The sequence below is a fragment of the Chitinophaga rhizosphaerae genome, from assembly GCF_003958645.1.
Classification (GTDB): domain Bacteria; phylum Bacteroidota; class Bacteroidia; order Chitinophagales; family Chitinophagaceae; genus Chitinophaga; species Chitinophaga rhizosphaerae.
On the sequence record NZ_RXLO01000001.1, the window covers coordinates 112,655 to 136,915 of the forward strand.

Genomic DNA, 24,261 nt, shown 5'->3' on the forward strand with positions numbered 1-24,261 from the left:
AGAAATCAGTCGGGAATTAATAAACCCAACCCACAATTTCCTCCAGGTAACGTTTATCCGTTTCATCGAAAGTATCCAGATCCACACTGTCCACATCCAAAACGCCCCTCACATCTCCATTCACCAATAGCGGTACAACGATCTCCGAGCGGGAAAGACTGCTGCAGGCAATGTGCCCGGGGAACGCTTCCACATCAGGGACTACCAGCGTCTCCGCACGTTCCCACGCCGCTCCGCACACGCCGCGACCCTTACGTATACGCGTACACGCTACCGGCCCCTGGAAAGGCCCCAGCACCAGTTCCCCGTCTTTCACCAGGTAAAAACCCACCCAGAGCCATCCGAACTGCTCTTTCAGCGCCGCGGAAATATTGGCCAGGTTGGCCGTAAGATCGGGCTCACCTGTGATCAACGCTTTGATTTGGGGGAGGAGGGCTTCGTATTGCTCGGCTTTCGTGCCCTGAATGATCTGTAAGTCTTCTGCCATATGTGTAGTATTAAAAAAGACGCCTCTTTGCAGGGCGTCTTTCAAATGTTTTACAAAAATCCAAGTTCGAGTTTGGCTTCTTCACTCATCATGTCTTTCGTCCACGGTGGGTCGAAAGTGAGGCGAACATCCGCATCCGTAACGCCCGGGATCGCGGAAACTTTCTGGTTCACCTCTTCCATGATGGACCCCGCAACGGGGCATCCGGGAGCGGTGAGGGTCATGATGACGAGCACCTTGCCTTCGTCTTTCACTTCAATCTGGTAAACCAGGCCCAGGTCGAAAATGTTCACGGGGATCTCGGGATCGTATACCGTGCGCAATGCTTCCTCCACCTGGTCTCTCATCGTTATTTCCATAGTGCGTCAGTTTTGCATTGATTTAGCCTGAAATGCGACGGCGTACAGCTTCATCTGTTTGAGCATGGACAGCAGCCCGTTGGAACGGGTCGGGGAGAGGTGACTGGTCAAACCGATGGCATCGATGCAATAGATTTCCGCTTCTGCGATGTCTTTCGGCGCATGCCCGCTCAGCACCTGGATCACGAGGCTCACGAGCCCCTTGGTGATCACGGCGTCGCTGTCGGCCGTAAAGACCAGCTTCCCGTCCTGCAGTTCCGCTTGCAGCCAAACCTTGCTCTGGCATCCGCGGATGAGGTTGTCGTCTGTCTTGTATTTCGGGTCAATGAGCGGCAGGTCTTTGCCCAACTGAATGATGTACTCGTATTTCTCCATCCAGTCGCCAAACACTTCGAAATCCTCGATGATCCTGTCCTGTTGCTCTTTGATAGTCATGTCGTTCTAAATTTATCCCAGCAAAGTTACGGCTTTCCGCACACCTTCCACCAGCCGGTCGATATCGGCTGTCGTGTTATAGACAGCGAGCGATGCGCGTACCGTTCCGGGGATGCCGAAGCGGTCGCACAAGGGCTGTGTGCAATGGTGGCCCGTCCGCACCGCAATGCCCTGCTGATCGAGCAAAACGCCTACATCAGAGGGGTGCGTATCGCCCACGAGGAACGATATGGCGCCGCTGCGATGCCTGGCTTCCCCGATGAAACGGAGGCCTTCGATCTGCTTGAGCGCGGCTACGGCGTATTCCGTGAGCTGATGTTCGTATGCCTGGATTTTATGGATACCGATCCTGTTCACCCAGGCTACAGCTGCGCCGAGGCCGATGGCTTCACAGATGGCGGGCGTCCCGGCTTCGAATTTCAGGGGAACGTCGGCGTAAGTCGTTTTTTCGAAAGTAACATGTTTGATCATGTCGCCGCCGCCTTGATAGGGAGGCAGTTGTTCCAGCCAGCTTTCCTTTCCGAAAAGAATGCCGATGCCGGTGGGGCCAAACAGTTTATGGCCCGACAGCGCCAGGAAGTCCACATCCAGCTCATGCACCTTGATAGGCGTATGTGCAGCGGCCTGCGCGGCGTCGAGCATCACGGGGATGCCTTGTTCGTGTGCGAGGGCGATGATATCGTGGACGGGATTTACCGTGCCGAGGGTATTGGAAATCCAGGTGATGGAAACCAGTTTCACGCGCGGGTTGAGCATGGAGCGGAAAGCGTCCATGTCCAGCTCGCCCTTGTCGGAAATGGGGACCACCTTCAGTTTCGCGCCTTTCTCCTCGCAGGCGAGCTGCCAGGGAACGATGTTGGAGTGGTGCTCCATGGCGGAAATGATGATCTCGTCGCCCTCTTTGAGGATGGTTTTCCGGAAACCGGCAGCCACCAGGTTGATGGCGTCTGTCGTACCCTTGGTGAACACCACTTCGTGATGATGGGCGCCAATGAAAGCGGCCACGGCGTGGCGGGCGGCTTCGTAGGCCGTTGTCGCCTGCTGGCTCAGCGTGTGCACCCCGCGGTGCACGTTGCTGTTATATTGGGTGTAATATTCCTGCATGGAACGGATCACCGAAACGGGCTTCTGCGTGGTGGCACCATTGTCCAAATACACGAGGGGCCGCCCGTTCACGGTTTGCTGGAGGATGGGGAATTCATTCCTGATCAGCTCCACTTCCGGCCATATGATATCTTGTGCAGTCGCTGTTTCCATGGTCCTTCCGGGTTTTAAGGGTGAAGGCTAGGCGTGCAGGTATTGCGATGCGATTTGCTCTACCTGTTTGCGCACAGCCGGGATGGTCACCTTGGCGGTGATATCGAACGCGAACGCTTTCACCAGCAGGTTGCGGGCTTCCGCTTCGCCGATGCCGCGGGCGCGCAGGTAAAACAGCGCGTCGTCGCTCACCTGGCCGATCGTACAACCGTGGCTGCATTTCACGTCGTCCGCGAAAATTTCCAGCTGCGGTTTGGTGTAGATCGCTGCGTCAGGACTGATCACCAGGTTGTTGTTCTGCTGGAAAGCGTTGGTTTTCTGCGCATCTTCATGCACATAGATCTTTCCGTTGAACACGCCGGTGGCCTTGTCCATCAGCACGCCGCGGTACAGTTCGTTGCTTTCGCAGTGGGGCATGCGGTGGTCGACAGACGTGTGGTTGTCGATCAGCTGGCTGCCGGCTGCGATATAGAAGCCGTACATGTGCGTTTCGGTCCTTTCCTCGTTCAGCGAAATGTTGAGATTATTGCGGACGAAGTCGGAATCGGTGAGGGTGAAAGTATAGTTGTTATAGAGGCTTTTGCCTTTTTGTTCCACCAGGTTCTGGTTGATGAAACGGAGTTGGCTGCCGCCGGTCTGTAACTGGTATTGGCTCAGTTGGGCGCGTTCCGAAACGATGGATTCTGTAACGCTGTTGATCACCACGTTATCGGTAAGACCGATACCTGCGGCCGATTCCACGATCTGCACCGAAGCGCCTTCGTTCACTACCACGAGGTGGCGGGGATTGAAGAGGCGGGGCTGATCGGCGAGGTAGAGATGTACCACCTGGATGGGTTGTTCTACCTGGGCTTTGGCTTTCACTTCGATGAACAGGCCGTCATTGAAAAGGGCGGCGTTCAGTTGCGCGAAATGAAACCCGGCGATCTTGGGGCTTTGGTGGAAATAGCGTTCCACGGCGGGTTGCGAACCGGCTTCGCTCAACTTGCTCACGGTCGCCTGTGTGGCGGGCGGCAGTTGGGAGAGATGAGGTTGCAATACGCCGTTTACGAGCACGAGGCGGTAAGTGTCGGGGAGGAGCAGGCCGGTGGCTTCGAGCTGCGCGGCCGTCACTTCCGGAACTTCCGGCAGGGTAACCTGGATGTCGTTCTTGAAAAACGGCACTACATTGGTGTATTTCCAGTCTTCCACTTTTACCGTCGGGATGCCGCCGAGGGCGAGGAACTGCTTCAATGCCGCTTCCCGGCCGGTGAACCAGCCACCCGTGGAAAACTGCGCGCCGAAAAGCGCGGGCAATGCCTCGTTGAATGATATATTTTTAGTTGCAGTCGTCATGAGTTATTGTACAGGTTCTTCTAAACGGATGTCTTCTTTCAGCCAGTCGTAGCCTTTTTCTTCCAGTTCCAGCGCCAGTTCCTTGGTGCCGGATTTCACGATGCGGCCGTTGTAGAGCACGTGTACAAAGTCGGGAACGATGTATTCCAGCAGGCGCTGGTAGTGGGTGATGATGATGAAGGCGTTGTCTTTGTTGCGCAGTTTGTTGACACCGGCAGATACGATGCGGAGGGCGTCGATATCCAGTCCGGAATCGGTTTCGTCCATGATCGCGAGCTTGGGCTCGAGCATGGCCATCTGGAAGATGTCGTTGCGTTTCTTCTCACCGCCGGAGAAACCTTCGTTCAGGGAGCGGTTCATGAGGTTGGCATCGAATTCCATGAGCTTCTGTTTGCTTTTCAGCATATCCAGGAAAGCTTTGGCCTGCATGGGAGGTTCGCCGTGGTAGGCGCGGATCTCGTTAACGGCCGTTTTGAGGAAGTTGATGTTGGAAACCCCGGGAATTTCTACCGGGTACTGGAAGGCGAGGAACAGCCCTTCGCGTGCGCGCACTTCGGGGCTCATGTCCAGCAGGTCTTTGCCCAGGAAGTCTACCGAGCCGTCGGTCACTTCATAAGATTCACGACCGGCGAGCACGGAGGCGAGGGAAGATTTGCCGGAGCCGTTGGGGCCCATGATGGCGTGCACTTCACCCGGTTTCACGGTCAGATTAATGCCTTTCAGAATAGCATTTCCTTCTACTGCAGCATGCAGGTTCTTGATATCTAGCATCTCTTTGTGTTTATAGGTTATCCTACACTGCCTTCCAGCGTGATGGATAATAATTTTTGCGCTTCCACGGCAAATTCCATGGGCAGCTGGTTCAATACTTCTTTTGCGTACCCGTTCACGATCATGTTCACGGCCTGTTCATTGTCGATCCCGCGTTGGTTCAGGTAAAACACCTGGTCTTCCCCGATCTTGGACGTGGTGGCTTCGTGCTCTACCATCGCCGTGTTGTTTTTCGACTCGATGTAGGGGAAGGTATGCGCGCCGCAACGGTCGCCGATCAGCAGCGAATCGCACTGGGTAAAGTTGCGGGCGTTGGTGGCGTTGGGGCCTACCTTCACCAGGCCGCGGTAGGTATTGTGGCCGTGGCCGGCGGAAATTCCCTTCGAAATGATGCGGCTTTTGGTGTTTTTCCCGATGTGGACCATCTTGGTACCCGTATCGGCCACCTGTTTGTTGGCGGTAACGGCCACGGAATAGAACTCTCCGATGGAATTATCGCCCTGCAGGATAACGCCGGGGTATTTCCAGGTGATGGCGGAGCCGGTTTCCACTTGCGTCCAGGAGATCTTGGAGCTTTTGCCCTTGCAGATCCCGCGTTTGGTCACGAAGTTGTAGATACCGCCTTTCCCGTCTTTATCGCCGGGATACCAGTTCTGAACGGTAGAATATTTGATTTCCGCATGGTCCAGGGCGATGAGTTCCACCACGGCTGCGTGCAGCTGGTTCTCGTCGCGCATGGGAGCGGTACAGCCTTCGAGGTAGCTTACGTAGGAGCTATCGTCGGCGATGATGAGCGTGCGCTCGAACTGGCCGGTATTTTTCGCGTTGATGCGGAAATAGGTAGACAGTTCCATGGGGCAGCGAACGCCTTTGGGAATATATACGAACGATCCGTCGGAGAAAACGGCGGAGTTCAGTGCGGCGTAGATATTGTCGGATTGGGGAACCACCGTGCCGAGGTACTTCTTCACCAGCTCGGGATGTTCCTGAACGGCTTCGCCGAAGGAGCAGAAAATGATCCCCAGCTCATGGAGCTGCGCTTTGAAGGTGGTAGCCACTGAAATGGAATCGAATACCGCGTCTACCGCTACGCCCGACAGCATCTTCTGTTCTTCCAGCGGGATGCCGAGCTTTTCGAAGGTGCGGAGCAGTTCGGGGTCTACCTCGTCGAGGCTGTTGTATTTCACCTTGTTCTTCGGTGCGGCATAATAGGAAACCGCCTGGAAGTCAACTTCCGGCAATTTGAAATTCTGCCAGTTGGGCATAGTCAGTTTCTGGAAAAGCTGGAACCCCTTCAGCCGCCACTCCAGCAGCCATTCCGGCTCCTGCTTCTTGGCGGAAATGAAGCGGATGATGTCCTCGTTGAGGCCCGGGGGCGCAATATCCATTTCGATCTGCGTCTCAAACCCGAACTCGTACTCACGGCCTGCCAGTTCCTGTAATATGTCTTGTTCTGCGCTCATAATAATTATATACTCTACTAATCAGTTATTTCGAATTAACTTTGCGGGGCCGTCGGGATGGCAGGATTCGAACCTGCGACCTTCCCCGCCTTTACCAAGTGCAAAGATAGCGTCCTGAAAGCGGTAATCCTCATCACTGGCCTATTTTCAAACCTTCCCGCTAATTTATTTGCTTGAAATCCCGACAAAGTTACGATATTTGCGAATAAAGCAAGTAAAAACTTGGATAATTATAAGGCACATCATACCTCTTCCGCCGACCGGCTGTTACTGCTGCTCAAAACGAAAGGTCCCCTCACGACCGGGGCTGTTTCCGTAGAGCTGGGCATTACGGCGGAAGGCGCCCGGCAACATCTCCAGAAGCTGGCCGAAGAAGGTTGGGTGCTGTTCGAGTCCATCTCCCGCGGAGTGGGCCGCCCGTCGCTCGTTTGGAGCATTTCCGACAAGGGGAACCGCCGGTTCCCCGATACCCACGCCGAACTTACCGTTCAACTTATAGACACAATTCGTGATGTATTAGGTGTTGAAGCCCTTAATAATGTGATTTCCGCCCGGGAATATAAAGTGTTGTTAAGGTATTACGACGAATTAAAAGAGGAAGAAGGGCTGGAGGCTAAAGTCCGCAAGTTCGCGGAGCTCCGCTCGCGCGACGGCTACCTGGCCGAATACCGCCGGGAAGGCGACGGCTGTTTTGTCATGATAGAGAATCATTGCCCCATTTGTGCCGCGGCTACCGCCTGCCACGACATCTGCAAGGTGGAATTGCAGACATTCCAGGAGATTTTCCGGGAATGGGGGACCATCGAGCGGCTGGACCATGTGCTCGAAGGCGCGCGCCATTGCGCATACCGCATTACCCCGGCCACACCCATTGCCGGATAATTCCATTATTATTCAGAAAGGAAAGAAAGATCGAAACGATGGTTGTCCGTTAGGGCAGGATAGTACCAAATGCGTATGCGTGCCTGTTGCAACAGGTGCATATGAAGGGCTTGCGGGTCGATATTCAATGCACGCTCATAAAACGATGCGTTTTTCCTTGCACCTGCGCTTCGCAACGAATATAGGCCTGTCGCACGGTTTCCATGTACGGAGTAGTGGTGTCAAACGACCTGGGCGTGTCGGAAGTGTCGCGGATAGCAGTGCCGGTTGCGATGGTGCACGCGTCCGGATGAACGAATAGTTCCTTCCAGTGGGCCGGTACGGGTTCCTCGACTGGTATCCCGGCTCCTCTCTTTTTGAAGATCTGCAATAATTTACCGAACATCAGCAATTAACGGTGGTTTTTCGCCGCGGCGAGTTTTTCCTTTGCCAGGCAGAAAACAAAGATGGTGAAAGCAATCAGCATCACGGGCATAGCGAAGCTGCCGATCCGCGACATAATGTCCGCGTTATTTCAGTGATTGATTTTGAAAGCGGCGCTGATCACGACTAATAAAGTGGCAATGATGGTCAGGGAAAGCGAGATTTTTTTCATGTTCATGATTTCGGGTTAACGGCGATTGTAACCGTGAACTAAATATATGGAATAATTCATTGCGCCCCTAGCTTTTACGCCAGCACGAAAGCTTCAGTTTCGGTAGTGCGTTTTCCGTTTTTGCATGGTTTTGGGTGCAGGATATTTTACTGAAAGTTCGTAAGTCATTCATTTTCAATTTGATTAATAGTTGACGCGCATCCGGCATTTGCTTTGGCATACTGTCCGAAAATTGGATTATGCCTACACATCGCGCTTACCGCAAACCGGTGCCTCCGCCGAAGAACAAGTGGATGTATTATGTGATCGCGGGTTCGTTTGCCCTGTCGGTCCTCATCCAGATCGTCATTCAACTTACCCATTAACCATGCTGAATACTTACGAAGTTCCGGCGCTGATAGAAGACGCGTTGCCGGAGCTGCACAAACCCTTGCGTCAATTCCCCGCCATCTTTCATTTGTATGAGACGATGGAATGCCTCCGCGACTACATGCTCCGCCAATGGCGCGATCAGAACATCCCTACGCTGGAGAAATGCCTCCGCGTAGCCGGAAGGCTGTACGAACGCGGCAACCAGCGCGTCCGCGATGCGGTGGAAAAGATCATCGTTCCGGGGATCTCCCATGCGGAGGTCGGCGGACAGGCCGGCCGCATCCGGCTGTTTTCGCTCGTGCCCGCGCCGCTGTACCATCTTTTCATCCGTGAACATCTTAACCCGGAAGATCATGCACGCTCATAATTTATTGTCTACCCCGGAAGCGGAACCTCCCGTCGTCGTTGAAGTGCGCACCGCCACACTGGCAGACGCGCGCTTCGCCACCCTTATCGCCGACACCATCAGTACTGCCGCAAATGCCCGCGGAACGGGTATTGCAGGCCGTACACCGGAAATGATCCGCGGCAAGATCGCACAGGGGAAGGCGGTCATGGCGCTGACGGCCGATGGCGAATGGGCCGGCTTTGCCTACATCGAAACCTGGGAAGGAGGGAAGTTCGTATCCAACAGCGGCCTCATCGTGCGGCCGGAACTCCGGGGCATGGGCGTGGCCGCGGCCGTGAAACAGGCCGTCTTCCAACTGAGCCGGCAATTGTACCCTAATGCCGGGATCATCTCCATCACTACCAGCGCTGCGGTGATGAAATTGAACAGCAGACTGGGTTTCAGGCCGGTTTCCTTTGCAGAGGTTACGCAGGACGAAGCTTTCTGGGAAGGCTGCCGCAGCTGCGCCAACCACGGCATCCTCTGCGCGAAGGAACGGCGCGTTTGCCTCTGCACCGCGTTGCTGTACGATCCTGCAGAAAATGAAAGACCCGCATAACGATCGTTGCAACATCAGAAATGGATTTATGTATCTTCAGGCAGTAAATCCTACATTTCATGAAGTTCCCTGCCTGTATAACCGGAGCCTTGCTGAGCGGCGCTTTTGCCGCGGCGCAGGAAAATCCCGTCCGCCTCAACCAGTCCGGTTTTTATACCGCCGGGCCCAAACATGCGGTGGTCATGAGCCCTGTTACTTCCGGCCGTTTTTTCATCACCACGCCCAACGGGAGCGATACGGTATTCAGCGGTGAGCTGCAGCCGGAAAAGATATCGCGTTATTCGGCGTCGCGTACGCGCATGGCTGATTTCAGCGATCTGGACAAGAAAGGGCGCTTCGTGCTGCGGGTGCCGGGAATGGCGGCTTCGTACCCCTTCGAAGTCGGTGATGCGCCTTATCGCGACCTGGCGGTAGCGGTGTTGAAAGGGTTTTATTTCCAGCGGGCTTCCATGCCATTGGAAGCGCAATACGCCGGCAAATGGGCGCGCCCGGCCGGGCATCCGGACACAAGGGTGCTGGTCCATCCGTCCGCCGCAGACAGCAAAAGACCGGCCGGTACGGTGATCGCTTCGCCCGGCGGCTGGTATGATGCCGGCGACTACAACAAATACATCGTCAACTCCGGCATTACGATGTACATGCTGCTGTCTGCCTACGAAAGTTTTCCCGCATATTTCGATCAGCTCAACGTCAACATTCCCGAAAGCGGCAACGGCGTTCCCGATATCCTCGACGAATCGCTGTACAACTTGCGCTGGATGATGACCATGCAAGACCCCAACGACGGCGGCGTTTACCACAAATGTACCAACGCCGAATTCGACAAAATGGTTATGCCGCACTGTGCCACCACGCAACCGAGGTATGTAGTACAGAAAAGCACGGCCGCCACCTGCGATTTCGCGGCGGTGATGGCCATCGCTTATCGTGTGTACGGAAAATTCGAACAGGCGTTCCCGGGGCTGGCAGACAGTTGCCGGAACGCTGCGGAGCAAGCCTGGAAATGGGCGGCCGACGAGAGGAACGCTAATTTATCATACAGCCAGGCTGCTATCAATAAAGCTGTTTCCCCTCGCATCCGGACCGGGGAATACGGCGACCGGTTCGTGGAGGATGAGTTGAGCTGGGCGGCTACGGAAATGTTGCTCGCATGGGGAGGATCAGGCGCCCGGTTTCCGATTGCCCGGGTAAATTACGGGATGCAATTACCGTCCTGGTGGAGCGTGCGGATGCTGGGCGACTGGTCTCTTTTCCGTTTCGCCGGGGAGAACGGCCGGAAGGATGAAATGCAAGCTTCCATCGTACACTTCGCGGACGAGTTGACCGGCCGTGCGGCACAGAACGCGTTCGGGACGGTCATGGGGCAGACGGCGGGCGATTTCAACTGGGGCGGGAATGCGAACGCCGCTACGCAGGGGATTGCGCTGGTGTACGCCTACCTCGCCACCAAAGACCGTAAATATCTCGATTACGCCCTTTCCAACCTCGACTACCTGTTAGGCCGAAACGCAACGGGGTATTGCTTCGTGACGGGTTTCGGAGAAAAGCGGCCCATGCATCCGCATCACCGGCCATCGGTTGCCGACGGGATCGCAGACCCGGTGCCGGGGTTCCTGGTAGGCGGTCCGAATAGCAAGATGGAAGACGGCGCCCGTTACCCGTTCCGGGAAGTGGAAACAGCTTACGTAGACAGCGAATCCGCCTATGCGTGCAACGAAATTACCATCAACTGGAACGCGCCGCTGGTATTCCTGGTGAACGCATTGGAAGCGTTGAAAGTGGAAGCGGGGTATGTGAAGGAATAAGATAAACTTCCTTATTTTGCGGTCTGCGATCTAAATCCTCAGTCTCATGCCTTTAGCCAGTACTTGCCTGGGATGGATGGCCTCCTGGGCCGGTGTCTTCCTTTTCCCGGCCGACAGTCTCCCGCACCGGGACTCCCTGCCGGTTGGGCGTCCGTACATTGAAAAGATCGGGGATCTGGCCACGGTAAAAGCGACATACAGCGAAGATCTCGAAGCACTGGCGCTGCTTACCCCGGGCCGCGACCTGGAGCTGGCGCCCAATGCCAGTGCGGCGGTGCATTTCGGTTTTTCGTACCGCTTTCTCTCGGTGGGTTTCAAGGTGGCGCCGCGGTTTTTGCCGGGGAGCGGAGATGAAGCATCGATGGGGAAGACGGCTGCGCGGGGAATGGCCCTGGGCTTCTCTTTCCGCCACTGGCAACAGGAATTCAGTTACAGCAGGACCAAAGGGTATTACCTCGAAAATACGGCGGATTACGTGCCCGGCTGGAAAGAGGGGATGCCGTACCTGCAGTTCCCTGACCTGCTGTTCAGGAACTTCCAAGGCATTACGGCTTATAATTTCAATCCCCGGTTTTCGGTGAACGCGGTGCTTACGCAAACGGAGCGCCAGCGCAGGAGCGCAGGCAGTTTCATTCCGCTGCTGCTATACCGGTATTATATCATAGACGACCGTTCGGTGCCGGTTTCGCCGGGCGGGGCCACGCAGAAGACGAACAATTTCGAAGTGTTACTCGGCGCGGGTTACCAGCATACTTTCGTGTGGCGGTACTGGTATGCATCGCTGGGCGTAACGCCGGGGGCCGGATATATTTTCACGAAACTGACGACGCGCTTTCCCGGCGGGCCGGCCGTCGATCATAGTCATACGCCGGCGTTCCGGGTAGACGGCCGCGCGGGGATCGGGTATAACGGTCAGCGGGTATACGCCGGAACGTATATGAACGTTATCTCCAACGCTTCCCGGCAGGAAAACAACGCCGTCATCAACAGCGACAGCCGGCTCATTTTCCGGGTGTTCGTGGGATACCGCTTCCGTGCGCCGAAATTCCTTTCCCGGCCAATGGACCGGTTTAGGGAGATGTACGAGCGGAAGCTGGAGCGCCTCCGCGCGAGGGCGCATTAATCTCCTTTCCAACGTTTTTTCAACTTAACTGCATTTTATTTCAATTACGAAAACAACTGCCATGGCCCGTTGTGGAGATGGTAACGTTTGCGCATCCCATTCCTGCCATCTTTTCCTGAAGAGAAAAAAGTTGCGCATATGAAACCGTTTCCTATATTTGTAATAGAATAGACTAGAATAACACAGTCTTTACGTAGTATCCTGCGGCGCTATTCCCGCACGGTCAACCAAAACTATTGCCATGAAACAGTTTCTTCCACGTAGTTGCGACAGCAGCTGAGGTTGTTTGCGTATTTCCAGGTATGAATAAATTCCACAGCTACAACCAAAAGTAAAATCTATGCAAGCTTATTTTTCCAGGAGCTGCCATTCGCGGGCAGGCTCCCGAACTTCCACGTGCCTATGGAAAACGATGTTCGTGCTGGCTATAATGCTCGCCATCGTTTCCCCGGTTTGGGCGCAGCAAAAAATCCAGGTGAGCGGTAAGGTGGCGAATGAAAAGGGAGAGCCTGTCCCCGGGGCTTCCATCGCGGAAAAAGGGACCTCGAACGGGGCTATCAGCCTCGAAGACGGCCGATTTCAGCTCAGCGTCTCCTCCGGCGCGGTACTCGTTATTTCCTTCACCGGTTACGAAACTCGGGAAATCCCCGGCGGCAGCGGCGCCCCGCTCCGCATTACGCTCGTCCCGGCTTCCAAAGACATCGGCGAAGTAGTGGTAGTCGGCTACGGTTCGCAGAAAAAGACCTCCGTTGCCGGCGCCGTATCTTCCGTAAGAGGCGCAGAGCTGGTACAGAGCGGCTCGTCTAACGTATCCAACGCCATCGCCGGCCGCGTACCGGGCGTCATCGCCAATAACCGCTCCGGGCGCCCCGGGGAAGACGATGCCTCCCTCGTGATCCGCGGCTTCAACTCTTTCGGCGGCGGCACCAGTCCGCTGATTATCGTAGACGGCATCCCCGACCGCAGTTTCAACCGCATCAACCCCAACGACATTGAAAGCGTGACCGTCCTCAAAGACGCATCCGCGGCCATTTACGGCGTAAGGGCGGCCAACGGCGTCATCCTCGTCACCACCAAAAGAGGCAAATCCGGCAAGCCGACCATCCAGTACGACGGCAATTTCGGCTACCAGCAACTCACCCGCCAGCCCGAAATCGTGAACGCCTGGCAGTACATGACCTTTTTCAATGAAGTAAACCCCAATACCTACGCCCAAGGTGAGATTGACAAGTACAAAGCGGGTAACGTTCCCGGATATACGTCTACCAACTGGCTGGACGAGGTTTTCCGCAAAAACGCACCGCAAACTTCGCATTCCCTCAGCGTAAGCGGTGGCAACGAAAACGTGAAATATTACTTCTCGGGCCAGTATGTGGACCAGTCCAGCAACTTCCGCAACAGCATCGAACGGTACCGGCAGTTCAACATCCGCTCCAACATCGATGCGCGGATTTCCTCCAACCTCAAAGTGAACCTCGATATCGCCGCACGCAACGAAGACCGGCGTTATCCCACTTACAGCGTGGGCAGCATCCTGCACGAAACGCGCTCGCTTTACCCGTTCATTCCCGCCCGTTGGGAAAACGGCCTTCCCAGTGCGGGCGTGGCGGCGGGCCGCAATCCCACCATACTCGTAACGGACGCTCCGGGGTACAACCGCGTGAATAATTACGTAGTGACGCCGCAGGCGGGATTCGACCTGAAAATGCCGTTTGTTACGGAAGGACTGTCGCTCAGCGGATACGTGTCTTACGACGTGAACCTCCGTCACCAGAAAGTTTTCAACCGGCCATGGGATGCATATGCGTTCGACCGGTCTACCAACACCTACACCAACCAGCGCTCCAGCACGGTATCGTCGGCCAGCGTGGCGCAGAACGAAGACATGCTTTCCGGCAGCACGCAATTCATCAAACTGGCGTATGACCGCACTTTCGGCCGCCACAAGATCGGCGCGTTCGCGGGATATGAATCCACGACCTCGTCTTCCTGGGGCACCTACGCCTATCGCCGCAACCTGCTGAGCGACCAGATCGACCAGATCTTTACCGGCACGACCGATGGACAGAATGCCACGGGCTCGTCGGCACAAGACGGCCGCGCGAGTTACCTGGGCAGGGTAGAGTACGGGTACGACAATAAATACCTGCTGGAAGTGACGATGCGGTACAACGGATCCTTCAACTTCCCGACGCAGAACCGCTGGGGCCTTTTCCCGGCCGTGATCGCAGGATGGAGGATTTCAGAAGAGCGGTTTTTCAAGGAGAACGTGCCCTTTGTCAATGAGCTGAAGCTCCGCGCGTCGTGGGGCCTGCTCGGCAGCGACGCCGTGGCGCAATACCTCTTCCTGACCCGCTACCAGCTGGTGACGAACAAAAACTACTATACCTACTTCGGCGACGATTATGCATTGAACAATGCCATTTCGCTCACGAGCACGCCCAATCCCAATATCACCTGGGAGAAGCAGGATACGAAAAACTTCGGGGTGGACGCGACGTTGCTCGACAACCGCCTGACGTTTACCGCCAACTATTTCCGGTATGTGAGAAAGGATATTCTCGCCAAGCGCAACGCATCGATCCCCCTGTTTACAGGTATGGCGCTGCCTTCCGAAAATATCGGGAAATCGTTGAACCGGGGCGTCGACTTCGCCCTGACTTATACCGGCGATGCGGGAGAATTGCGGTATTCGGCCGGTGTTAACGGTACTTTCGCGAAAAGCAAAGTGCTGTTCCGCGACGAGGCGGCTTCCGTTCCGCAATGGCAGAAATCCGAAGGATATCCCATCGATTCCTGGCTGCTGTACGCGTCTGACGGCATTTACCGTTCGCAGGACGAGATCGACCGTTCCGTTCACCTGCCTGGCGCCCGCCCCGGCGATATCCGCATCAAGGATATCGATGGAAACGGCGTCATCACCGCCAACGACCAGATCCGCATTTACGAGACCGCCACCCCGAAAGTGGTGTACGGCGTGAACCTCGGCCTTAACTACAAAGGCATCGGCCTGAATATGCTGCTTTCCGGCCAATCGAAAGCGAAGCAGATGATCAACTCCCAGGTGCAGGGTTCCCTCATCGCACCGCCGCAATGGCTGTACGACGGCCGCTGGACGCCGGAAAACACCGGAAGCGAATACCCGCGCGCGCACACGAGCAACAGCGTCAACGCTTCCTATTATAACAATTCCGACTTCTGGCTGCGCGACGCTTCGTTCCTGCGGCTGAAAAGCCTCGAGCTGTCGTGGTCCGTTCCCACAAGGTTCTTCGCCGGCAGCGGGCTGAATGCCCTGCGTTTGTATGCCAGCGGGTACAACCTGCTGTCGTTCGACAAAATGAAGAAATTCGGCGTCGATCCGGAAACGAACAACACCACCGGTATCAATTATCCGCAAACGAGGATTTTCCGCTTCGGGCTCAATGTCGGGCTTTAAGGCTTTCACCTTTCAAACTTTCCTATCATGAAACTGAGAATATTGCTGCTGGCGGGTTTATGTGCAGGCAACTTCCTGCTGCCCGCGTGCTCCAAAGTGCTGGACAAAGCGCCGCTGGATTCGTATACCGATGAATCCGTCTGGAAAGACATCAAACTGGCGGAAGCTTTCGCCAACAACATCTACAACATCCTGCCTACCTGTACGTACGACTGGGGCAGTTCCATCAACCGGAGCTTCCTGCTGTCGCCCGCGTCTGACGAAGGCTTCAATAAATTCAACTACGCCGGTGTCCGCAACGTGATCAACAAAGGGCTGCTTTCGCCCGACAATGCGGGCGGTTTCGATATCTGGGCGAAGAATTACTCGCACATCCAGAACGCCAATATCCTGTTGTCGCGCATCGACCAGGTGCCGGGCGACGATGCCGCGCGCAAGCGGATCAAAGGGGAAGTGACGTTCCTCCGTGCTTACGCTTACTTCCAGCTGATCTGCGACTATGGCGGCGTTCCGCTCGTGAAAACGCCTTTCAGCCTGTCTTCCGATTTCAAAGTCCCCCGCAGTACGTTCGACGAATGCGCGAAGTTCGTGAGCGACGAGCTGGAAGCGGCCGCAACCATGCTGACGGGGATCAATCAACCCAAAGGCCGGGCGAACGCTGCGCTGGCATTGGCAGTGAAATCGAGGCTGCTGCTGTATATGGCGAGCCCGCTCTGGAACCCTTCCAACGATGCGGCGAAATGGACGGCGGCTTCCGCTGCGGCCAAAAGAGTGATGGATTTGCCCGGGTTTACGCTCTATACCGGCAATTACGCAGACCTGTTCACTACTTACAACAGCGAGATCATCGGCGCGCGGCTGTCGAACAAGGAATACCAATGGGATGCGTTCACCGGCATCGAAATGATGTGCTTTCCCAACGGCTATCATGGCTGGGCGGCTTTTACGCCCACGCAGGATTTGGTGGACGCGTTCGGAATGGCCAACGGGAAGAGCATTGCCGATGCGCAATCCGGTTACGATCCGCAGAACCCTTACGCAGGGCGCGATCCGCGGTTTTATGCGGATATCGTGCACGACGGGCGGCCAACCGGGAACGCGGCTTATTTCAGCGACCGTACCACCAACGAAGCGCAGTTCTATGAAGGCGGCTACGACTCCGACCAGGGTTACGATGCCTGGAACAACAGCCTGACACGCTACTCCTTCCGCAAATACATGGATACGACGTTCAATTTCAATACCGACCTGCAGACGAACCGTTTCTGGATTTTATCGCGGCTCGGGGAGATTTACCTCAACTACGCCGAAGCGGAATTCCAGCTGGGGCACGAAGCCGTGGCGCGGGAATACCTGAACAAAATCCGGCTGCGCGCGGGTATCACGGCGCCGTTGACGGAAAGCGGTCCGGCGCTGCTGGCGCGGATCCGCAACGAGCGGCAGGTGGAGCTTTGCTTCGAGGGGCACCGTTACTACGACGTCCGCCGCTGGAAGATCGCGGAAACGACGGAAAACAAGCCCTGCCGCCAGGTGATCATTACCCGCAACGCAACTACCGGCGCCAGGACATACGTGTACCAAACGCTGGAGCAACGCGCCTTTAAGCCGGAACATTACCTGTTGCCCATCCCGCGGACGGAGATCAACCGCACCGGGATGCCGCAAAATCCTTTATACAAGTGATGTATGCTGACTGGTTATACATACAGTTTTTTAATCGAACCCTGCCGTTTCTACGGTCAGGGTTGCTTTCTTTAACTATGCCCGCATCCGGAAACGATTTTTAACTATATTTCATATCAACGTTCCACGTTATGAAACTGCAATATTCAATTGAAAAGGCTTATGAAGTTTGAAATGGTACGCCGCAGGCGGATGAAATGGGCGCATTTCCTGGCCGTGGCCTGTTGGGTAGCCGTGCCTTCGGCCGCCAGCGCGCAGGCGGTATTCACTTCGTCGGATACCGCGCTGGAACAGGCGTTCGCAAGGGCGAGGGATATGGCTTTGTCTTACCGCGGCCCGGCCACCGACCCGGTGGGGCCCTGGTACGAGGCGGCATTGCCCGCCCGCAGCGCGTTTTGCGTGCGGGACGTGTCGCACCAGCTTATTGGCGCAGAGGTGTTGGGCATGCAGGCGGAGAACCGGAACATGTTAACGCGCTTCCTCGAAGGGATCTCCGAAAGCAAAGACTGGTGCACGTTCTGGGAGATTCATAAATCGGGAAGGCCGGCCGTGGAGGATTACCGGAACGACAAGGAGTTCTGGTACAACCTGAACGCCAATTTCGAGCTGATCTACGCCGGCTGGCGGATGTATATGTGGACGGGAGACACGGCGTTCATTAACAGCGCGGCGTTCCGGAACTTTTCCGCGATCACGGTGGGGCCGTTTGTGGACAGGTGGCACCTCCGGCCGAAGGCGCTGCTGGACCGGCCGCCGTTTCCCAACGCGCCGGTGCCTTTCAACGAGAAAGATTACTTCCACCGCTGCCGGGGATTGCCTTCCTATTATGAAGCCATCGCCGACATGGGAATGGGGGCGGATCTCGTTGCCGCCATGTACCGAGGGTTTTCGGCGTATGCGGATATAGCCGGCTGGCGGGGAGACCGCCGGGCGGAAAAGCAGTATCGCACCATCGCGGCCGCCTATCTCCGGCATCTGGAAACGCATTGGTGGGATGAGCAATCCGCAGGATACAATACCTATATCACCCACAAGGGCGTATTCGGAAAAGGGGAGGGGGAAACCTACCTGCTTTGGTACGACGCGCTCACCGATGCCGGCCGTGCCCGCAAAACGATCGCTCACCTGGCCGGCGGGAAGTGGAACGTGGAAAACCTTTCCTACCTTTCGTACCAGTTTTGCCGTTATGGTTACTTCGACGAGGCCTACCGCTTTATCCTTTACCTCACCAACCCGGCTACGCCGCGGCGCGAATACCCCGAAGTGTCTTTCGGGGTGATGGAAGGGATCGTGCAGGGTGTGATGGGCGTTTCGCCGGACGGGCGGAACGGCCGGCTGACCACCGTTTACAACAGCCGCTCGCCGCATTTTTGCGAAATCGGCGGGCTGAAGGTATTATCTTCGGTCATCCGTTTGCGGCACGAACCGCGGCGGAGCGTGCTGAAGAACGAAGGAAGCCGCCCTTTCTCCTGGCGCGCCGCTTTCAACGGAAAGGCAAAGGCTATCCGGATAAACGGAAAGAAAATGAAAACCCGTGTGGAAACGGATGTTATGGGCAACAGCAAAACCTGGGCGGAAGTGGAACTGCTCCCCGGCATGGAAGCCATCGCTGAAAAAGAGGACTAAATATGAACGTTTTTGACAAGATTACCGATCTGGAAACCGTGGTGTCTTACTCCAAGCACGACCGCCTGGTACAGGGCATCATCAATTCCATCAACGATAAGGTGCTGGCTCCCGGAGACACGCTCCCTTCCGTGAACGCCATGATCCGGGAGCTGGGCTATTCGCGGGAAACCATCATGAAAGGGTACCGGGAGCTCACCGGCCGGGGGATCATCGAAGCGCGCAACAGGCTGGGATATTTCGTGTCGGGCCAAAGCACCGAACAACTCCTCAAAGTGGCGCTGGTCATGTATAACCTCGATACTTTCGAAGAGCAGTTTTACCGGAATTTCCGCCAGACGCTGGGGCCTTCCATCAGCCTGCAGATTTATTTCCACCACGGCAATATAGAAGTGTTCGAAACCGTGCTGCAAAGCATCCGCGGGCAATTCGGCATGTACGTCATCGCCCCGATACCGCATCCGAAGTCGAAGGAATTACTGGATACCATCCCGCGGAACAAATTCCTCATGTTCGACCGGTTTGAGCCGCTGGACGGGGATTTCAACCACATCACCCAGGAATTCGAAAAATCCTCCTACCAGGCCTTCACCGAATTGGCAGACGACATCCGGAAGTTCGACGAATTCGTCTTTTTCCATTCCCCCGATTCGCTGGACCCGAAGGAGATCGCCGTGTCTTTCAAGAAGTTCCTGAAAACCCATCACATCAAAGGCCGCATCGAAAAGGAATTTACGGCCGGAACGGTGGAAAGGAATAAAGTGTATTTCACGCTGGACAACTTCGCCATGTGGGAAATCCTCAAGGAATGCAAGGCGAAGCGATTGCAGCCGGGAAAGGACGTGGGCATCCTGTCGCACAACGACGAGCCGGCGAAAGAATTCGTGGGCATCACGACTTACTCGGCCGACTTTGCCGCGATGGGTAAAATGGCCGCAGAGGCCGTTCTCAGCCGCGAGAAAGTGCGAACTACGATCCCGACGACCCTGGCGCGGCGCGCGTCGCTCTGATCAACACATCATCCAATTTAACGACATCAACATGCGATACATTTATTGCCTGCTGCTTTTGCTGCCGCTTGCAGGCCGCGCGCAGCGTACCTGGACCATGACCGGCGACGGCGGGATCCATCAGGCCGCGGCGTCCAAACCGCCGCATACGGACCATCTCGAAATGAGCGGGAAGCAGCTTTCGGCCATCGTACATTATGGCTTCAACGAAGCCGGCAAGCCTGTTTTCAGCCGGAAACTGGTTTTTCCCATGCTGCGCTCCCTCCCCAATAACACCCGCGCCAACCTCATCCGCGAATTCAAAGGCAGCGCCCTGGATGCGGTTTTGATCGATGGAAAGCCGGTCACCGAATCCGTCCAGGGTTTTTATATTCATGGCAAATTAGTTTGTGAAAGTAAGATCGGGACGGACGTCGTGGTGACGCGGCGCCTTTTTCCTTCCCCCGGCAAAGCGGCGTTCGTGGAAGCCTACCACCTGGAGAACCGCGGGAAGCAAAACCTCGTGCTCGATATCCCGGAAACGGACAGCAGCAGTTTGACGGATGCGGCCAAGGGCGTTTATGGCGCATACGTGGTGCAGGCGAAAACCTGGAACGGCGGGCGGAAGGCCCTCGCGCCGGGGCGCTTCGTGGATTTCCACGTCGTGTACTCGGCCCGGAAACAGGCCGATCCCCCGTTATATATCGATCCCGCCTTCGAGGAAAGCCAGCGGATGGCGCTGGTGAAGGAATTGGAAGGCAAACTGGTGCTCCACACCCCCAACGATACCATCAACCGGATGTTCGCATTCGCCAAACTCCGCGCCGCGGAAAGCATTTACGAAACGAAAGCCGGCCTCATGCACGGCCCCGGCGGCGGGGAATACTACGCGGCCATCTGGGCCAACGACCAGGCAGAATACGTGAACCCGTTCTTCGGCTATCTCGGATATGACGCCGGGCTGGCATCTGCACGCAACAGTTTCCGCATTTTTGCGCAATACATCAATCCGGAATATAAGCCCATTCCCAGTTCCATCATCGCGGAGGGCGACAGTTACTGGAACGGCGCGGGCGACCGGGGAGACCAGGCCATGATCGGCTACGGTGCGGCGAAGTATGCGCTTACGGTGTCCAATCCGCAGGATATGACGGCGTTGTGGCCGCTCGTGAAATGGTGCAACGAGTATATGTTGCGCAAGAAATCGGCAGACGGTGTTTATTTTTCGGATTCGGATGAGCTGGAAGGGCGCTTCAAGGCCGGGAAATACAATCTTTCCACCAACGTGCTGACCTACGCCTCGCTGCTGTATGGTGCACGGATGGCGGACTGGACCGGTGACAAGCAGGTTGCGGCGGAATGGAAATCGGAAGCGGAAAAACTTAAAACGAACATCGAAAAATACTTCGGCGCCAATGTGGAAGGTTTTAATACCTACCGCTATTTCGACGGGAACGATAAGCTCCGCGCCTGGATCTGCCTGCCGCTGGTAGTGGGCATTAACGACCGGAAAGATGAGACGCTGGCGGCTTTGCTGTCGCCCAAACTCTGGAGCCCCGACGGTCTCCTCACCGAATCCGGCTCCAAAACTTTCTGGGACCGCTCCACACTGTACGCTTTCCGCGGTATATTCAAGGCCGGGGCTACGGACACGGCATTGAAATACCTGGCGTATTATTCTTCGAAACGTTTGCTGGGCGAACACGTTCCCTATGCGATAGAGGCCTGGCCCGAAGGGAACCAGCGGCACCTTTCCGCGGAAAGCGGACTGTATTGCCGTGCCATCGTGGAAGGGATGTTCGGGTTCGACCCCGTAGGTTATAAAGCTTTTGCGGTGTGCCCGAAGTTGCCATCGAAATGGGGGCAGATGGCATTGCAGAATGTGCATGCTTTCGGTACGGTCATCGATCTTTCCGTGCAACGCAAGGGCAGGAATTATAAGATTATTGTGAAGGAGAAGGGCAAACCGGAGCAATCCCGGGCCTGGGACGGGAAACAGCCCGTTTATTTCAACCTGTAAAATATGAACGCCGTCACCCTCAGCGCATTTTTTATCACGATGGCCACCGCCGCATGGCTGGTGTGGCGAAGTGCGCGGAGGACGAAGCCCGTTACCGCTGCGGGACTGTTTTTCGGCAACAGGAACCTGGGTTTTGTGGCGGTGGGCTGCGGACTGATTTTCGCCAACATCAATACTACCTCGTTTATCGGCGAAAACGAGCTCACGTTCACCAACAACATGAGCGTGATGGCCTGGGGCGTAACATCGGTGGTGGTGATGATGGCCGTGGCGGAATTCATCCTGCCCATTTACCTGAAAACCGGTATTTCCACCACGCCGGATTTCCTGGAAATGCGGTACGACCGGCAAACCAAAACCTTCGTATCCCTCATTTTCCTGCTCAACTACATCGTGAACCTCTTGCCATCTGTGCTGTATGGCGCCGCCGTGGCGCTGGAAGGGCTTTTCGGGGTGTCTGACCTTACCGGATCGGGTTACTGGCCAACGATTTGGTGGTTGGTGGCCGTGATGGGCGCGCTCGGCACGATGTTTTCCCTGAAAGGAGGGTTGAAAGGCATGACGGTTTCCGGGACGATGCTGGGCCTGGCGATGTTTACCGGCGGATTGCTGCTGCCGTATTTCGCGCTGCGGCATCTCGGTGCGGGCAACTGGCAAACCGGGCTGGAAACCGTACTGACAACGGAAACGTATCGCCTGAACGCCATCGGCAGGCCGCACGACGCAATTCCTTTCGGGACGATTTTTACCGGTATGTTGCTGGTGAATTTATATTACTGGAGTACGGAGCAATACATCGTGCAGCAGGCCCTCGGCTCCCGCGACCTGGCGTCTTGCCAGAAGGGGATGGCCCTCGCAGGATTGGGAAAACTGGTGCTGCCGCTGCTGCTCAATGTGCCGGGGATCGTGGCGGCGCATATCTACGGAAGCCTGCCGCATTCCGCGTCCGTTTTTTCGACGCTGATCCGCGACGTGGCGCCGCCGGTGTATACGGGGTTCATGGCCGCGCTGCTGGCCGGTGCATCCCTCGTTACGTTCATTGCGGGCATCAACAGTTCCGCGACGCTGTACGTGCTGAACCTCCGCAAAGGCCCGCCCGGCGGGATGCGTACGGCGCGCAGGTTCGAGGTGCTGCTCTGTGCGAGTGCGGTTTGTATTGCGCCGTTCATTCATTTCACGCAGGACGGTTTATATACCTGGTTGCAGAAGGTGGGGGCGCTCTTCAGTGTACCTATTTTTACGGTTATGGTCGTGGGGTTCCTTACGCGCCGGGTGCCCGCACTGGCGGCCAAAGTGGGGCTGGCGTTCTTCATCGGCTGTTATGGATTGTCGCAGTTTGTGGTGGATGTGGGGCTTCATTTTTTACATGTGCTGGCTATCCTTTTCGTGGTAACGGTAATACTCATGCTGACCATCGGGAAATGGCGGCCACGGGAGGCGCCTTTTGCATTGCAATGGAACAATCTCGTGGAAGTGACGCCGTGGAAATGGAGGTACCTGGCGATGGGGGGGCTTGTTGCGCTGGTGATCGGTTTGTACCTGGTTTTTTCGCCGGTAGGGTGGGCGAAGTGAAGTGCAATTTGAAAGAAAAGACGGCCAACGCCATCGCGCCAGCCGTCATTGTAAATATATCCATCCAATAAGGCTATTTCAACCTTTCCCGCAAATCCTTCCACGCATAAAAGTGAAACACGCGCCCGTTGCTCATGGCCACGAACAGCCCGCCCGGGAATTTACCCCCGAATGTCACCGGCGTGATCTCCGATCCATCGCTTTCTATGGTGGAAACCGGCACTTCGCCCACAAAACCGTTCTTCCCATCCCGTCGGAAAATCATGAATGAATTCGCCTGCTGGTTGGAAACGAGGAGAAACCCCGTGCTGTCGCGCCCCGGATACAGCGAAATGCCCTCGTGATCGGACGCAAAACCCTGCTGCCCGAAGAACCCCAGTTCGCGGTCGTCTTTCCTGTCCGGATCGGCGAAGTACTTGCGCACGCCCACCGTTTCGTCGGAGTAATAAACATACCCGAGGGCATTATCGACGGCGATGGCTTCTATTTCCTTCTTCCCGCTGTATTTCCCGAACTTCCGCACCAGGTCCGCTTTCACCTGGCCCTTGCCGTCGTCTTGCAGGCGGTATTGCCATAAGTATCCTTCCGCAGGCCCTTCCTTTCTTCCTACGATCACAAAAACGGCGGAGTCTGCCGGACGGGTATAGAGCGCCACGCCCATGGGGTCTGCCTGTGCTTCGCCGGCGAACACGGGAATACCGCCGTTGTCGACGGGTTGCAGGCCGGGAAGGCGGAAGATGCGGATCTTGCGGGTTTCGCGCTCCGTTACCACAGCAATGTCTGCCGGGGTGCCGGCCAATGGCAGGTCATACGCGATGTCTACGTTATTGGGGCGTTTCAGCGGCTCCGATTTGCGGACGATCTTCCCGTCGAGATCGAAGGCATACAACGCACCGTCGGAATCTTTATCGGTACCGAAAACGAGACTATGCATCGTATCTGCCCGGTTGATCCAGATAGCGGGATCATCGGTATCGTGCGCCACGGGTTCCGTTACTACGATGGGTTTTACGGCATTTTCCGCCACGGGCGCCAGGTGGCTGCACGCGGAGATGCCCAATGCCAGGGCTATTCCGGATAATTTCAGTATTGTCATATGCAGGT

Annotated in this window: 20 protein-coding genes; 12 read left to right on the forward strand and 8 right to left on the reverse strand. The window is 56.0% G+C overall.

Annotated features, from left to right (window positions below; translation table 11 throughout):
- Positions 1 to 16 precede the first annotated feature (16 nt).
- From EJ361_RS00455 to sufB, 7 genes are read right to left on the reverse strand one after another with little or no spacing between them, the layout of a single operon-like run.
- Positions 17 to 487: a GAF domain-containing protein gene (locus EJ361_RS00455; protein WP_126243376.1), complete on the reverse strand. Its 471-nt coding sequence runs from the start codon at positions 485 to 487 to the stop codon at positions 17 to 19.
- Positions 488 to 537: 50 nt separating this feature from the next.
- Positions 538 to 846 carry an SUF system Fe-S cluster assembly protein gene (locus tag EJ361_RS00460; RefSeq protein WP_126243377.1) on the reverse strand — a complete coding sequence of 103 codons (309 nt, stop codon included), beginning with the start codon at positions 844 to 846 and terminating at the stop codon, positions 538 to 540.
- Between the two features lie 6 nt (positions 847 to 852).
- Positions 853 to 1,281: a SufE family protein gene (locus EJ361_RS00465; protein WP_126243378.1), complete on the reverse strand. Its 429-nt coding sequence runs from the start codon at positions 1,279 to 1,281 to the stop codon at positions 853 to 855.
- 12 nt (positions 1,282 to 1,293) lie between these two features.
- Positions 1,294 to 2,538 (reverse strand): aminotransferase class V-fold PLP-dependent enzyme, encoded by a 1,245-nt coding sequence (locus EJ361_RS00470; RefSeq protein WP_126243379.1) that lies wholly within the window; start codon positions 2,536 to 2,538, stop codon positions 1,294 to 1,296.
- 27 nt (positions 2,539 to 2,565) lie between these two features.
- Positions 2,566 to 3,873 carry a Fe-S cluster assembly protein SufD gene (gene sufD / locus EJ361_RS00475; protein ID WP_126243380.1) on the reverse strand — a complete coding sequence of 436 codons (1,308 nt, stop codon included), beginning with the start codon at positions 3,871 to 3,873 and terminating at the stop codon, positions 2,566 to 2,568.
- 3 nt (positions 3,874 to 3,876) lie between these two features.
- Complete coding sequence (gene sufC, locus EJ361_RS00480; protein WP_126243381.1) at positions 3,877 to 4,644, reverse strand: Fe-S cluster assembly ATPase SufC; 768 nt, start codon at positions 4,642 to 4,644, stop codon at positions 3,877 to 3,879.
- Between the two features lie 17 nt (positions 4,645 to 4,661).
- Positions 4,662 to 6,107, reverse strand: coding sequence for a Fe-S cluster assembly protein SufB (gene sufB / locus EJ361_RS00485; RefSeq protein ID WP_126243382.1), 1,446 nt, complete (start codon positions 6,105 to 6,107; stop codon positions 4,662 to 4,664).
- Positions 6,108 to 6,329: 222 nt separating this feature from the next.
- Here sufB and EJ361_RS00490 point away from each other — a divergent pair, with 222 nt between their 5' ends.
- The 12 genes from EJ361_RS00490 to EJ361_RS00545 all read left to right on the forward strand — a co-directional run bounded on the left by EJ361_RS00490 (position 6,330) and on the right by EJ361_RS00545 (position 23,157).
- A complete protein-coding gene (locus tag EJ361_RS00490) occupies positions 6,330 to 6,989 on the forward strand; it encodes a helix-turn-helix transcriptional regulator (RefSeq protein WP_126243383.1) in 660 nt (219 codons plus the stop codon).
- 834 nt (positions 6,990 to 7,823) lie between these two features.
- Positions 7,824 to 7,949, forward strand: coding sequence for a hypothetical protein (locus EJ361_RS25955; RefSeq protein WP_262707043.1), 126 nt, complete (start codon positions 7,824 to 7,826; stop codon positions 7,947 to 7,949).
- Positions 7,950 to 7,951: 2 nt separating this feature from the next.
- On the forward strand, positions 7,952 to 8,323 hold the full coding sequence (locus tag EJ361_RS00500; protein WP_126243385.1) for a DUF7674 family protein: 372 nt from the start codon (positions 7,952 to 7,954) through the stop codon (positions 8,321 to 8,323).
- Entirely contained in the window at positions 8,310 to 8,903 is a 594-nt protein-coding gene (locus tag EJ361_RS00505; protein WP_126243386.1) for a GNAT family N-acetyltransferase, read from the forward strand. Before EJ361_RS00500 ends, EJ361_RS00505 begins: the two co-directional genes overlap by 14 nt.
- Positions 8,904 to 8,962: 59 nt before the next feature.
- Positions 8,963 to 10,708: a glycoside hydrolase family 9 protein gene (locus tag EJ361_RS00510; protein WP_126243387.1), complete on the forward strand. Its 1,746-nt coding sequence runs from the start codon at positions 8,963 to 8,965 to the stop codon at positions 10,706 to 10,708.
- Positions 10,709 to 10,754: 46 nt separating this feature from the next.
- Positions 10,755 to 11,831, forward strand: a complete 1,077-nt coding sequence (locus EJ361_RS00515) for a DUF4421 family protein (protein WP_126243388.1) — start codon at positions 10,755 to 10,757, stop codon at positions 11,829 to 11,831.
- 418 nt (positions 11,832 to 12,249) lie between these two features.
- The gene (locus EJ361_RS00520; RefSeq protein ID WP_164714020.1) at positions 12,250 to 15,267 is read left to right on the forward strand and encodes a SusC/RagA family TonB-linked outer membrane protein; all 3,018 of its coding nucleotides are present in this window, start codon (positions 12,250 to 12,252) and stop codon (positions 15,265 to 15,267) included.
- A gap of 27 nt (positions 15,268 to 15,294) precedes the next feature.
- Entirely contained in the window at positions 15,295 to 16,950 is a 1,656-nt protein-coding gene (locus EJ361_RS00525) for a RagB/SusD family nutrient uptake outer membrane protein (protein ID WP_126243390.1), read from the forward strand.
- 162 nt (positions 16,951 to 17,112) lie between these two features.
- The gene (locus EJ361_RS00530) at positions 17,113 to 18,576 is read left to right on the forward strand and encodes a hypothetical protein (protein ID WP_126243391.1); all 1,464 of its coding nucleotides are present in this window, start codon (positions 17,113 to 17,115) and stop codon (positions 18,574 to 18,576) included.
- A 2-nt stretch (positions 18,577 to 18,578) separates the two neighbouring features.
- Positions 18,579 to 19,586 carry a GntR family transcriptional regulator gene (locus tag EJ361_RS00535; RefSeq protein WP_126243392.1) on the forward strand — a complete coding sequence of 336 codons (1,008 nt, stop codon included), beginning with the start codon at positions 18,579 to 18,581 and terminating at the stop codon, positions 19,584 to 19,586.
- Positions 19,587 to 19,617: 31 nt separating this feature from the next.
- Positions 19,618 to 21,585 (forward strand): glucosidase family protein, encoded by a 1,968-nt coding sequence (locus EJ361_RS00540; protein WP_126243393.1) that lies wholly within the window; start codon positions 19,618 to 19,620, stop codon positions 21,583 to 21,585.
- 3 nt (positions 21,586 to 21,588) lie between these two features.
- Positions 21,589 to 23,157 (forward strand): solute:sodium symporter family transporter, encoded by a 1,569-nt coding sequence (locus tag EJ361_RS00545; RefSeq protein ID WP_126243394.1) that lies wholly within the window; start codon positions 21,589 to 21,591, stop codon positions 23,155 to 23,157.
- Between the two features lie 73 nt (positions 23,158 to 23,230).
- On the opposite strand, the gene EJ361_RS00550 is transcribed toward EJ361_RS00545, so the two are convergent.
- A complete protein-coding gene (locus EJ361_RS00550) occupies positions 23,231 to 24,253 on the reverse strand; it encodes a phytase (protein WP_126243395.1) in 1,023 nt (340 codons plus the stop codon).
- Positions 24,254 to 24,261 lie beyond the last annotated feature (8 nt).